A 13,141-nucleotide genomic window follows, 5' to 3' on the forward strand; every position below is an offset into this window, starting at 1 on the left:
AGCGTCCAGCAACCGGGAAAAGAAATCTTAAGCATTGATTGAGTTAGAACAATTTGTGAAAACTTATGCTTAAATCATTGTAACGCGACCAAATTGTTTCAGGGAAAAAACATTGTTAATAACCCGCGGCCAGCTGTATTAAAATGCATCAGTTAATAAACAGTGTTATGCACCAAAATAATGAAATTTTTATGACTCTGCATCAAAACAAGGCAAGCAAAACGTTTCGATAAAAATAAAACATTCATATGCGCGTTTACATACAGAATATATGCAACAATTTATCGCGTCGTTTATAAGGATAAATATTCACCAATTTTCAGTATCCTGAAAGAATCATTAACTGGTGCTAAATTATCTAGCGCCTCAGTTAACTCCTGCACCGGTTCATCCAAGGCTTCATCTGCCAGTTCAAACACGCCCCAGTGAATGGGAAACGCCAGAGGACAACCCAACTGCTGCCACAATGCCACCGCAGATTGCGGATCCATATGATGTACAGCCATGAACCATCGTGGGGCATAGGCACCCACCGGTAACGCGGCAGCATCAACAGGCCCCAGACGTTCAGGTATCAACAGCAGCTCAGGTGAATACCCTGTATCCCCGCTGAACCAGAAACGATGATGCCGCCCTTCCATGACCCAGCCGCACCATAAGGAGCGATTGCGGTTCCATGGCGTGCGCATACTCCAGTGCTGCGCAGGTACGGCGGTTAACGTCATCCCCTGCCAGGTGAAACTCTGCCACCAGTCGAGCTCAACCACGCGTTTTGCTCCCCGACGCCGAAACCAGGCGGCCAGACCTAAAGGGACGAAGAGACTCACGTCGGGAAAGCGTTTGAGAATACGGCGAATGGTCGCATCATCAAGATGATCGTAATGGTTATGGGAAATGACGACCGCATCAAGCTGATGAAGTTGCTCGACAGACAGTGCAGGAGGCGTTTTACGCTGTGGTCCCAGGAAAGGGAGTGGAGAGGCGCGCTGTGAAAAAACCGGGTCGGTAAGGATGATATTACCGTCTAGCTGTAGCAGCACACTCGCATGCCCCAGCCACCACACTCCATCCTCTTGAGGTTGCGTAAGCTCGGCGGGTTGCCACCACTGACGAATAAAATCTTCATAACCCAGCGCGGGTGGTTTCGGCAAACAGGCTTCTTTACGCGCTTTACGCCAACGGTCCAGGTCGCCGGGTTGATGTCCAGCAGGATGGGTATTACGAAAACCGTTCGGGGTGTGGTGTTTCAGGGAGGGGTCATACCAGGGATTTTTCCAGACCACAGCCACCTCCCAGCACGAAAAAATTAACGCTCAGCCACCAGGCGGATAAAGTCGTCTTCGTCTTTGTTATCTTCAGCGACCACGTCTTTCGGCGCGTCTTTCTCTTCCGGCTCGTTAGCCTCACACAGACGGCGCAGCAGCGCGTTCTGACGTTTTTGCTGATCGAGCAGCGCTTCTAACAGTTCGATCTGCTCGTTCGTACGCGAACTGGCACGATTCACGAAAAACCAGATGACCAGCCCCACAAGCAGAACAACCAAAGAAATCATCAGGGATGCCATATTCAGCAGCCCTGAATTCAGTAACTCACCCATTTCACCACCTCAATAAAAACGTCTATTTTACCACTGGCGCGAAGGAAGGAAATCACCTTGAGAAAAAATGCGTGTTACCACGGAATAAACTTATTGATTGCGCAGACGCCGCTAAAAAACTGTACATCCTGATCGCACATTACATTGATAGTCTGCGTCCATAACACCACGCACGCTATCAGCACGATAATCAGAATCACCCAGCGTATTTTTTTCACTCCACACTCCGTCTAAAGACCTGATGTAACCAGGTTATCACGGTTATCTTAAACAAGGACTAACTGTACCGCCATCACGCTTTTTTCAGAATCCTGCACTTGTTTCATAGCGTAAACCGTTTACGCTAGCTTTATGATAACAACGATAAAAAAGAGGTAATGATGCGCTTAATTATTCGAACAATTATTGCACTGGCCATCGTCTGGATTGGCCTTCTGTTAACGGGTTATGGTGTGCTCGTGGGGAGCACCGAAAACGCAGCCGGATTAGGTATTCAGTGTAAGTACTTAACGGCACAAGGACTGAGCACTGCGCAGTATCTGCATTCTGACAGCGGGTTCATTGGTTTAACAAACTGTCCTGTACTGCGTAAAACGTCCGTCGTCATCGATAATGGCTAATCAAACGGTTTAATCACTGACAAAAAACGCCGCAACATCTGCGGCGTTTTTTATGCTAACAGAGATTAAAACGGGTAGTCGTGATAACCCATCTGTTCAGAAATCTTACGTGCGGCAGTGTGCAGGATAGCCACATACTCATGCAGACGCTCTTCTGAAAAGCGAAGGGTTGGGAAAGAGATACTTAAACCCGCGATCACCACGCCAAAGCGGTCAAACACCGGAACGCCGATACAGCGCAGCCCCTCTTCCTGTTCTTCATTATCTTCGCCATACCCCTGCTCACGCACGTGATCAAGCACCGTTAACAGTTCGTCAGTGCTGGTAATGGTTCGTGTCGTACTGCGTTTGTATTCTACGCCATCGAGGATCTGCTTCACTTCCTCGCGATCGCGCCACGCCAGCAGAACCTTACCAATGGCGGTACTGTAGAGCGGATTGCGACGACCGATGCGCGAATACATGCGCAGATTGTACATGGAGTCGATTTTATGGATATAAACAATGCTGTCTTCATCCAGCGCACCGAGATGGATGGTCTCTTTGGTCAGGCGCGAGATTTCACGCATCTGAATATCAGCGCTGCGGATCAGATCAACATTTTGCAGCGCACGGGCACCGAGTTCGAACAGTTTCAGGGTCAGAGAGTATTTTTCTGACTCGCCTTCCTGTGCAACATAGCCCAGTGACTTCATGGTTTGCAAAAAGCGATAAACGGTGCTTTTCGACATCATCACGCGCTGCGACAACTCTGTAATACCAATTTCACGCTCTTCCCCGAGCGCCTGTAAGATGCCAAACACCTTCAGCACGGAAGAAACAGAATCTGGCTGTTTATCCAAATCCGCAATAGCCATTTACCACCTCATAGAGAGTGTTTTATAAAAATCAGAACCGGTTTTTATTATAAGTTCCCGTCATGTCACCTGCAATCAATCCGCGTTTACTTCGTTACAAATCTGCGGCATATCGCGTCAGTAACAGTGCTAAAATAGTTACCCTGAGAATAATTTCACGCTGAGCTTTTTTAATCCTAATGGAAAAAAATCTTTCCGATGGCCTGCCTTTACCCCAGCGGTATGGCGCTATAGCGACCATCATTATCGGTATCTCAATGGCCGTCCTTGACGGCGCAATTGCGAACGTTGCCCTGCCAACTATCGCCAGCGACCTGCATGCATCCCCAGCCAGTTCAATATGGATTGTTAACGCCTACCAGATTGCGATTGTGGTTTCCCTGCTCTCGTTCTCTTTCCTGGGCGATATGTTCGGTTACCGTCGGGTGTATCAGTGCGGTCTGGTGGTTTTCACCGTTACCTCATTGTTATGTGCCCTTTCTGATTCACTTCATACCTTGACGCTTGCACGCATTGCGCAAGGTTTTGGTGGCGCGGCGCTCATGAGCGTAAACACGGCGTTGATTCGCTTAATTTATCCCCAGCGACATCTGGGGCGCGGCATGGGGATAAACTCGTTTATTGTCGCCGTATCTTCCGCCGCCGGGCCAACCATTGCGGCGGCTATTCTTTCCGTTGCCTCCTGGCAATGGCTCTTCGCCATTAACGTGCCGCTGGGTATCGTGGCCATCTTTTTTGCCCTGCGCTTCCTGCCCGCTAATGGCCCCAAAAGCACCATGCCGCGCTTCGACGTCGCGAGCGCGGTGATGAATGCCCTCACCTTTGGCCTGCTGATTACCGCCCTGAGCGGCTTTGCGCAGGGGCAATCACTGGTGCTGACCGGAGTGGAACTGCTCGCCCTGCTGGTCATAGGCTTCTTCTTTGTTCGCCGACAGCTCACTCTCCCGGTGCCTTTACTGCCTGTTGATCTGCTGCGTATTCCCCTCTTTTCGCTCTCCATTTGCACGTCTGTCTGCTCGTTCTGCGCCCAGATGCTGGCTCTGGTGTCGCTGCCCTTCTTTCTACAGAGCGTGGTAGGACGTTCAGAAGTGGAGACCGGACTGCTGTTAACGCCGTGGCCGCTGGCAACGATGGTGATGGCGCCGCTGGCAGGTTACTTAATTGAACGCGTTCATGCCGGTTTGTTGGGTGCTTTGGGGCTGGCGGTGATGGCGACAGGCCTCTTCGCGCTGGCGTTGCTACCGTCATCGCCGACCGATCTGGACATCATCTGGCGCATGATCCTGTGCGGTGCGGGGTTTGGCCTGTTCCAGTCTCCTAACAACCACACTATTATCACCTCCGCACCGCGTCATCGCAGCGGAGGTGCCAGCGGCATGCTGGGGACCGCGCGCCTTCTGGGACAAAGCACCGGTGCGGCACTGGTTGCCCTGATGTTTAACCTCGCCGGACAAAATGGCAATCATGTTGCTCTCCTCACCGCGGGTTTCCTTGCCACCCTCGCGGCTGCCGTCAGCGGCCTGCGGGTGACCCAGCCCAGGGTTCAGGCATAAAAAAAGCCGGGCGGAGTATTCTCCTGCCCGGCTCATTGCGGTTCTTTGTGTTACTTCAGGTATTCCCCACTGCGCAGCGCTTCAATACGCTTATCCAGCGGCGGGTGAGACATAAACAGCTCGCTCAGCGATTTCGATTTACCGTTAATGCAAAAGGCCATCATGCTGTTCGCTTCCTGCGGCTCATAGCTGGTTTTCAGACGCTGCAGCGCCGCAATCATCTTCTCACGGCCAACCAGTTTCGCTGAGCCGGCATCCGCGTGGAATTCACGGTGACGAGAGAACCACATGGTGATGATGCTGGCCAGAATACCGAATACCAGTTCAAGAACCATGGAGACAGCGAAATAGATCAGCGGGTTACCGTTGCTCTCTTCCCCTTCGTCGCGGTTGCCGCCCATAAAGCCAGCCGCAATCTGCGCCAGAATACGAGAGATAAAGATAACGAAGGTGTTCACCACGCCCTGAATCAGGGTCATGGTTACCATATCACCGTTTGCGATATGGCTGATTTCGTGAGCAATAACCGCTTCGGCTTCGTCACGGCTCATGTTCTGCAACAGACCAGTGCTGACGGCAACCAGTGATGCATCACGACGGGCACCTGTGGCGAAGGCGTTGATATCAGGAGCATGGTAAATGGCCACCTGCGGCATGGCGATCCCGGCCTGACGGGATTGCTGAGCCACCGTATTCATCAGCCACTGTTCCATATCATTACGCGGTTGCTCGATAACCTCACCGCCTACTGATTTCAGCGCCATCCACTTCGACATCAGCAGGGAAATGAAAGAGCCACCAAAACCAAACAGCAGCGCCATAATCAACAGACCCTGAACGCTGCTCGACTGAATCCCTGTCAGGCTTAGCACGAGCCCGAAAACCACCATTACCGCCAGGTTGGTGAGCAGGAAGAGCGCGATTCGCATCATAATTTTCTTTTTACCTCAGTTTAACAAAACGCACTATGCGATTACCCACATCGTATGGGTATTGCGGCTATTTTCAAGCATCCGGCGGGCGTAAGTCACCAGAAAGACACAACTTTACACAATTGAAAATCAGGCTGACGGAAGGATGCAGAACAAAAAGAAACAGGCACAATTTCTTGTGCCTGTTGGGAGGTTATTTTGCCGGAGCGGGCTGTACGGCAGGCTTGTCTTTTTCCAGATTCGCCAGGTCGAGTGCGATATGCACCGTCTCGTCCAGATACGGATCGGGCTCCTGGTAATCTTTAGGCAGATCGTCCAGTTTCTTGAGCAGAGGCTTACCTTCACGCTTGAAGCGATCGTTGATACGCGCCAGACGCGTTGCATCGTCTTCGTTGTTCTCTTTCTCACGCTGAGCGTAGTTCAGAGAAACAATATTCCGTTTATCTTTCAGAGCATTAAAGCGAGCAATGTCCTTCATGATGTACTGGAATTCCGGATCTTTCGCGATGCGGTCGTTATGTGACTTCAGCAGTTCAGGACCAAACTGCGTCATGTCACCCGCCTTCACGTACGTCGCGGCATTGATGCTGTCCCACGGCAACGCGTTATCTTCAAACTTCTCGCCGGTTTCAGTCTCTTCCGTGCCTGTCGGCATCATGATATCCGGCGTGACGCCCTTACGCTGCGTACTGCCGCCGTTCACACGGTAGAATTTCTGGATGGTGTACTGAACAGAGCCCAGTGCAGGCCATTCCGGACGCAGCATCTGATCGTAAATACGATTCAGAGAGCGATACTGCTGAACAGTACCTTTCCCGAAGGTTGGCTCACCGACGATCAGCGCACGACCATAGTCCTGCATGGCAGCGGCAAAGATTTCAGACGCGGAGGCGCTGAAGCGGTCAACCAGCACCACCAGCGGGCCTTTGTAGTAGACCACACCGTCGTTGTCAGCATCTTCACGCACTTTACCGTTGTTATCGCGCACCTGAACCACAGGGCCAGATGGAATAAACAGGCCAGAGAGAGAAACTGCCTCTGTCAGCGCACCGCCGCCGTTACTGCGCAGATCGATGATAACGCTGCTGACGTTCTGCTTTTCAAGCTTCTGCAGCTGTACTTTCACATCATCAGTCAGCCCCACGTAGAAGCCAGGAATATCCAGGACGCCCACCTTCTCTTTACCCACGGTTTTCACCGACATTTTCACCGCGCGATCTTCCAGACGGATACGCTCGCGGGTCAGGGTAACGATACGGGTTTTGGTGCCTTTTCCGGCCGGCAGAACTTCCAGACGAACCTTGCTGCCTTTCGGACCTTTGATCAGTGCAACTACGTCATCGAGACGCCAGCCAATCACATCGACCATGTTCTGGCCGGTTTGTCCCACACCCACAATACGATCGCCTACGCTAATCGCTTTGCTTTTGGATGCCGGGCCACCCGCGACCATTGAATTGATCACCGTGTAATCATCGTCCATCTGCAGTACCGCGCCGATACCTTCCAGAGACAGGCTCATTTCGGTATTGAACTGTTCGGTGTTGCGTGGAGAGAGATAGTTGGTATGCGGATCGATTTCGTGAGCGAAAGCAGTCATGGCCAGCGAGAAGACATCCTCACTGTTGGTCTGCGCCAGACGACGAATGGCAAATTTGTAACGACGCGTCAGCGTGTCACGGATCTCTTTTTCATCTTTGCCGGTCAGCTTAAGACTCAGTTCGTCGTATTTAACTTTGCTGTCCCACAGCGCATTCAACTCGGCTTCATCTTTCGGCCAGGGTGCTTTACTGCGGTCCAGATTAAAGGTGTCGGTACCGGTGAAGTCCATTGGACGTTCCAGCACTTTCAGCGCGTACTGATAGCGTTCGAAACGGCGCTTTTGCGACAGGTTGTAGAGATCGTAAAACAGATCCAGCTTGCCTGAACGCAACTCATCACCCACCTCGGATTTGCGCTTAGCGAACTGCTCGACATCGCTGGCGAGCAAAACGTTATGGCTGTAATCCAGCAAGTTCAGATAGCGGTCAAAGATTTTGGCCGAAAAGGCCTGATCGAGATCGAACTGACGATAGTGCGAACGGGTAAAGCGTGAGGTCACGCGCTCGCTCACCGTCGCGTGTTGCGTCTCTTCCTTAAGGACCGGAATTTGATCAACACGGGTGATATCGTCCACTGCAAAAGCATGACCTGTTATGGCAAACAGGCCCGCCAGCGCGGTGAGCTTAAAAAAAGTGTTCATGCCAGGCTTGGCCTCCGTTTCAGAACAACAAGTGTTCTGCGCGTACAATCATTGACATACCAGAAGTCAGCTGTACACGAACGCCATCTTTGGTGATTTCCAGTACGGTGGCGTCCATAGCATTGTTGCCCGCTTTAACCTTCAGCGCCTGACCAACGCTCAGGGCGTTAATGTCTGAAACCGGAGTATGGCGCGGCTCTTCACGAGGGGCGCGCGGGGCTTTAGCTGCTGGTTTGTCAGCACGCGGTTTGCGATCGTTATTATCGTGACGACGCGGTGCAGGACGTGGTTTACGCTCGCGACGAGGCGCTTCTTCCTGACCGTTTGCCGCTGCGGCTTCGCGTTTTTTCGCTTGCTGCTCTGCACGTTGTGCCTGAACGCGTGCTTTGGCTTCTTCAAGCTGTTTACGCGCGTGCTCAACGTGCTGCTCGTCCAGCTCACCACAAGGGTTGCCGTCGAGATCCACACGCGTCGCGCCCGCTTTGATACCGTAAAGGTAACGCCAGCTCGAAGTATAAAGACGTAAGGCGGAACGCAGCTGAGTTTTGCTGAGGTTCATTTCGCCCTCAACACGCGCCACCAGATCCTGAAAAATACCGACTTTCAGGGGACGAGCTTCACCTTCCGCGCTGAAGCACTGCGGGAAACGCTCGGCCAGAAATGCGATAACTTCTTTACTGCTATTCAACTTAGGTTGATTTTCCATGAAATTTCCTGATTACAACGGACGTTGCCAACAAGCGCAGGCATGAACAGGCGTCATTATAATGACGCTATCAGTAAATGCTACGTTATCCGTTGATTATCCTGCGACGCTCGCAAAGAATTTTTGATAATCGGTTGCTGATAGTACGTTTTCCAGATTCGCCACCAGTTCGCGCAGCCCCTGTTCGTCCTCGGTTGTAAAGCGGCCGAAGACCGTGCTGTCGATATCCAGAACGCCAATAATCTGATTTTTTACCGCCAGCGGCAGAACGATTTCAGAATTACTGGCGGCATCACAGGCGATGTGCCCGTCAAATGCATGAACGTCTTCTACACGCTGTACCTGATTTTCGGCCACAGCAGTGCCGCATACGCCGCGTCCTACCGGGATGCGCACGCACGCCAGTTTGCCCTGGAACGGGCCAAGCACCAGCGTTTCACCTTCCAGAAGGTAAAAGCCAGCCCAGTTCACGTCAGAGAGACGTTCAAACAGCAATGCGCTAGTATTTGCCAGAGTGGCTAAGAAGCTGGTCTCACCCGCCATCAATGCCTTAAAATCGCGGTTTAGATCCGCGTAGAATTCTGTTTTGTTCATTATTCAATCACTTGGTTGTCTTACAAAATTACCGCATAGCCTATTAAAATAAGCATTAAATGCGCTCATGCTCAAGATGAATCCGTTCATGAGTTATTATAACTTTCAACAATACTTATTTGTGCGCAGCTGATGGCCTTAAAAACAACCAAAATTACGCCGACAAGAAAGATAACTGTCCATACGGTAAGCAAAGCTTTGCCCCGTGCACATTATCAGCGTTGTCCCCAGTGCGATACGCTTTTTATGTTGCCGAAGATGAAATCGCACCAAAGTGCCTTTTGTCCCCGCTGCGACGCCAAAATTCGTGACGGCCGCGACTGGTCTTTAACCCGCCTCGCCGCGATGGCTGTCACCATGCTGCTGCTGATGCCCTTCGCCTGGAGCGAGCCGCTGCTGAAACTCTACCTGCTTGGCGTACGCATTGATGCCAACGTGCTGCAGGGTATCTGGCAGATGACCCGTCAGGGCGACCCAATCACTGCCGCCATGGTGCTGTTCTGCACCGTCGGCGCGCCGCTGGTGCTGGTCGCCGCCATTGCCTATCTTTGGTTAGGCAATATTCTTGGCATGAACCTTCGTCCGGTGCTGTTGATGCTGGACAAACTCAAAGAGTGGGTGATGCTGGATATTTATCTGGTGGGCGTGGGCGTTGCGTCAATAAAGGTGCAGGACTATGCATTTTTGCAGCCCGGCATCGGACTCTTTGCTTTCATCAGTCTGGTATTGCTGAGCATTCTGACGCTGATACATCTGAACGTTGAGCAACTCTGGGAGCGATTTTACCCTCAACGCCCCGCCACGCGTCCTGATGAAAATCTCCGCGTCTGTCTGGGATGCCACTACACCGGGTTACCCGACACACGTGGACGTTGCCCACGGTGCCACATTCCGTTAAGGCTGCGACGCAACAACAGTCTGCAAAAATGCTGGGCCGCACTTATCGCCTCTCTGGTGTTTCTGATCCCAGCCAACATGCTGCCTATTTCCATTATTTACGTGAATGGCGGGCGTCAGGAGGATACTATTCTTTCGGGTATTATCTCCCTTGCACACAGCAACGTCGGGGTGGCTGCGATTGTCTTTATTGCCAGTATCCTGGTTCCCTTTACCAAAGTCGTGGTGATGTTTACCCTGCTTATCAGCATTCACTTTAAGTGTGAACAAGGCTTACGTACCCGTATTCTGCTTCTGCGATTCGTCACCTGGATTGGCCGCTGGTCAATGTTAGATCTGTTTGTGATTTCGCTGATGATGTCGCTTATCAATCGCGACCAGTTACTTGCTTTTACAATGGGACCCGCGGCTTTTTATTTCGGCTCTGCGGTGATATTGACTATTCTTGCTGTGGAATGGCTGGATAGCCGCTTACTTTGGGATGCACATGAGTCAGGAAACCCCCGCTTCGCCGACTGAAGCGAGAATTAAAACAAAACGCCGCATTTCGCCATTCTGGTTGCTGCCCGTCATCGCCCTGATGATTGCAGGCTGGCTTATCTGGACGAGCTATGAAGATCGCGGGAGCACGGTCACCATTGATTTTCAGACCGCTGACGGCATTGTTGCCGGGCGAACTCCTGTTCGCTTCCAGGGGGTTGAAGTCGGTACGGTTCAGGACATCTCCCTTGGAAAAGGGCTGAACAAGATACAGGTGCGGGTCAGTATTAAATCTGACATGCAGGATGCCCTGCGCAGCGAAACGCAGTTCTGGCTGGTGACGCCGAAAGCCTCTCTGGCCGGGGTATCCGGGCTGGATGCCCTCGTGGGCGGTAACTACATCGGCATGATGCCGGGCAAAGGTGAGCCTCAGGATCACTTTGTGGCACTGGATACTCAACCCAAATACCGTCTCAATAACGGCGATTTGATGATCCATCTCCAGGCGCCGGATCTCGGTTCTCTGAACAGTGGCTCCCTGGTCTATTTCCGAAAAATCCCGGTTGGCCGCGTGTACGACTACGCGATTAACCCGAATAAACAGGGCGTCACCATTGATGTTCTGATCGAGCGTCGCTTCACTAACCTGGTGAAAAAAGGCAGCCGCTTCTGGAACGTATCCGGCGTGGACGCCGACCTCAGCCTGAGCGGCGCGAAGGTGAAGCTGGAGAGCCTGGCCGCACTGGTGAATGGCGCCATTGCCTTTGATTCCCCGGAAAACTCAAGCCCTGCCTCCGCCGATGACACGTTCGGGTTGTACGCTGACCTGGCGCACAGCCAGCGCGGCGTGATCGTCAAGCTCGCCCTGCCCGATGCTAAGGGGCTAAAAGCTGGTTCAACGCCGCTGATGTATCAGGGGTTGCAGGTTGGTCAGCTCACCAAAATGACGCTCAACCCGGGCGGCTCGGTCACCGGCGAAATGACGGTCGATCCGAGCGTGGTCGATCTCCTGCGCGAGAAAACGCGCATCGAAATGCGCAGTCCGAAGCTCTCCCTGAACGATGCCAGCCTCAGCACCCTGCTGACCGGCAATACGTTTGAGCTGATCCCCGGTGAAGGTCAACCCAGCAATAGCTTCGTGATTGCCCCGGCAGATAAAGCCCTGCTGCAAAAACCGGGTGTAGTGACGGTTACGCTGAATGCACCAGAAAGCTATGGTATTGAAGCCGGACAGCCGTTGATTTTACACGGCGTACAGGTCGGTCAGGTGCTGGAGCGTAAGCTCTCCGCGAGTGGAGTAAGCTTCTCGGTCGCTATCGATCCGCAATACAGCGACCTGGTACATGGCGACAGTAAATTCGTGGTGAACAGCCGCGTCGACGTGAAAGTTGGGCTGGACGGCGTGGAGTTCCTCGGTGCCAGCGCCAGCGAATGGGTTAACGGCGGCATCCGTATTTTACCTGGAGATAAAGGCCCCGTGCGTGAAAGCTACCCGCTGTATGCCAACCTGGATAAAGCGATTGAAAACAGCCTGAGCGATCTCCCTACCACCACGCTGACGTTAAGCGCCGAAACGCTGCCGGACGTACAGGCAGGCTCCGTGGTGCTGTATCGCAAGTTTGAAGTCGGGGAAGTGATCACCGTGCGCCCCCGTGCAGACGCGTTTGATATCGAACTGCATATCAAGCCGGAGTACCGCAAGCTGCTGACACCAAACAGCGTCTTCTGGGCCGAGGGTGGCGCGAAAGTTCAGCTTAACGGCAACGGACTGACCGTGCAGGCCTCCCCGCTCTCACGCGCGCTGCGCGGGGCGATTAGCTTCGATAATCTCAGCGGTGCCGGCGCGAATCTGCGTAAAGGCGATAAACGTATTCTCTTCCCGTCCGAAACCGCCGCACGTGCCGTTGGTGGGCAAATTACCCTGCACGCGTTCGATGCCGGCAAGCTGGCGGAAGGTATGCCAATCCGTTATCTGGGCATTGATATCGGACAGATCCAGAAGCTGACGCTGATCACCGCGCGCAATGAGGTACAAGCTACCGCAGTGCTTTACCCGGAATATGTACAAACCTTCGCCCGCACGGGTTCGCGCTTCTCAGTGGTCACGCCGCAGATTTCGGCTGCGGGCGTTGAGCATCTCGACACCATCCTGCAGCCGTACATCAACGTTGAGCCCGGCCAGGGCAATGCCCGCCGTGATTTTGAGCTGCAGGAAGCCACGATCACCGACTCACGCTACCTTGGCGGCCTGAGCATTGTGGTGGAAGTGCCGGAAGCGGGCTCGCTGAACATCGGCACGCCGGTACTGTTCCGCGGCATTGAGGTGGGTACGGTCACGGGCCTGACGCTCGGTACGCTCTCCGACCGCGTGATGGTGGCGTTACGTATCAGCGAACGGTACCAGCACCTGGTCCGTAATAACTCGGTATTCTGGCTGGCATCCGGCTATTCGCTGGACTTCGGCCTGACGGGAGGCGTGGTGAAAACCGGTACCTTCAACCAGTTCATTCGCGGCGGTATTGCATTTGCCACACCGCCGGGAACACCGCTGGCACCGAAAGCGCAGTCGGGTAAACACTTCCTGCTGCTCGAAAGTGAACCGAAAGAGTGGCGCGAATGGGGAACGGCCCTGCCGCGTTAATCTGAAAGGCTCCGGTGTCAAC

General features: G+C 53.0%; 12 protein-coding genes. 4 read left to right on the forward strand and 8 right to left on the reverse strand.

The features are described 5' to 3' along the window. Window positions 1-293 precede the first annotated feature (293 nt). The 3 genes from PYW49_RS17845 to mgrB all read right to left on the reverse strand — a co-directional run bounded on the left by PYW49_RS17845 (window position 294) and on the right by mgrB (window position 1,815). Window positions 294-1,283 carry an MBL fold metallo-hydrolase gene (locus PYW49_RS17845; RefSeq protein ID WP_320387111.1) on the reverse strand — a complete coding sequence of 330 codons (990 nt, stop codon included), beginning with the start codon at window positions 1,281-1,283 and terminating at the stop codon, window positions 294-296. A gap of 23 nt (window positions 1,284-1,306) precedes the next feature. After that, window positions 1,307-1,597: a YebO family protein gene (locus PYW49_RS17850; protein ID WP_039263640.1), complete on the reverse strand. Its 291-nt coding sequence runs from the start codon at window positions 1,595-1,597 to the stop codon at window positions 1,307-1,309. Window positions 1,598-1,671: 74 nt separating this feature from the next. Further along, the gene (gene mgrB / locus PYW49_RS17855; RefSeq protein ID WP_006175995.1) at window positions 1,672-1,815 is read right to left on the reverse strand and encodes a PhoP/PhoQ regulator MgrB; all 144 of its coding nucleotides are present in this window, start codon (window positions 1,813-1,815) and stop codon (window positions 1,672-1,674) included. Window positions 1,816-1,977: 162 nt separating this feature from the next. Here mgrB and PYW49_RS17860 point away from each other — a divergent pair, with 162 nt between their 5' ends. After that, window positions 1,978-2,217: a YobH family protein gene (locus PYW49_RS17860; protein WP_134350795.1), complete on the forward strand. Its 240-nt coding sequence runs from the start codon at window positions 1,978-1,980 to the stop codon at window positions 2,215-2,217. A 65-nt stretch (window positions 2,218-2,282) separates the two neighbouring features. Here the strand turns inward: PYW49_RS17860 and kdgR are convergent, their stop codons facing one another. After that, window positions 2,283-3,074 carry a DNA-binding transcriptional regulator KdgR gene (gene kdgR, locus PYW49_RS17865; RefSeq protein ID WP_320387112.1) on the reverse strand — a complete coding sequence of 264 codons (792 nt, stop codon included), beginning with the start codon at window positions 3,072-3,074 and terminating at the stop codon, window positions 2,283-2,285. Window positions 3,075-3,253: 179 nt separating this feature from the next. Between kdgR and PYW49_RS17870 the strand changes: the two genes are divergently transcribed. Continuing rightward, on the forward strand, window positions 3,254-4,627 hold the full coding sequence (locus PYW49_RS17870) for an MFS transporter (RefSeq protein WP_320387113.1): 1,374 nt from the start codon (window positions 3,254-3,256) through the stop codon (window positions 4,625-4,627). 50 nt (window positions 4,628-4,677) lie between these two features. On the opposite strand, the gene htpX is transcribed toward PYW49_RS17870, so the two are convergent. The 4 genes from htpX to PYW49_RS17890 form a co-directional block, all read right to left on the reverse strand. Beyond that, entirely contained in the window at window positions 4,678-5,559 is an 882-nt protein-coding gene (htpX, locus tag PYW49_RS17875) for a protease HtpX (RefSeq protein ID WP_014884290.1), read from the reverse strand. Between the two features lie 193 nt (window positions 5,560-5,752). Continuing rightward, a complete protein-coding gene (gene prc / locus PYW49_RS17880; protein WP_059312760.1) occupies window positions 5,753-7,801 on the reverse strand; it encodes a carboxy terminal-processing peptidase in 2,049 nt (682 codons plus the stop codon). Between the two features lie 19 nt (window positions 7,802-7,820). Further along, window positions 7,821-8,507 (reverse strand): RNA chaperone ProQ, encoded by a 687-nt coding sequence (proQ, locus tag PYW49_RS17885; protein ID WP_023336085.1) that lies wholly within the window; start codon window positions 8,505-8,507, stop codon window positions 7,821-7,823. A 96-nt stretch (window positions 8,508-8,603) separates the two neighbouring features. Continuing rightward, window positions 8,604-9,101, reverse strand: coding sequence for a GAF domain-containing protein (locus PYW49_RS17890; RefSeq protein ID WP_134350660.1), 498 nt, complete (start codon window positions 9,099-9,101; stop codon window positions 8,604-8,606). A gap of 132 nt (window positions 9,102-9,233) precedes the next feature. On the opposite strand from PYW49_RS17890, the gene yebS reads away from it, so the two are divergent. Together yebS and PYW49_RS17900 are read left to right on the forward strand one after the other, a co-directional pair. Next, window positions 9,234-10,517: a membrane integrity lipid transport subunit YebS gene (gene yebS, locus PYW49_RS17895; RefSeq protein WP_134350661.1), complete on the forward strand. Its 1,284-nt coding sequence runs from the start codon at window positions 9,234-9,236 to the stop codon at window positions 10,515-10,517. Next, window positions 10,486-13,119, forward strand: coding sequence for a PqiB family protein (locus PYW49_RS17900; RefSeq protein WP_320387114.1), 2,634 nt, complete (start codon window positions 10,486-10,488; stop codon window positions 13,117-13,119). The genes yebS and PYW49_RS17900 overlap by 32 nt, the downstream gene beginning before the upstream one ends. The last annotated feature ends 22 nt before the right edge of the window (window positions 13,120-13,141 follow it).

It is taken from the genome of Enterobacter chinensis, from assembly GCF_034008295.1.
Taxonomy (GTDB): Bacteria; Pseudomonadota; Gammaproteobacteria; order Enterobacterales; family Enterobacteriaceae; genus Enterobacter; species Enterobacter chinensis.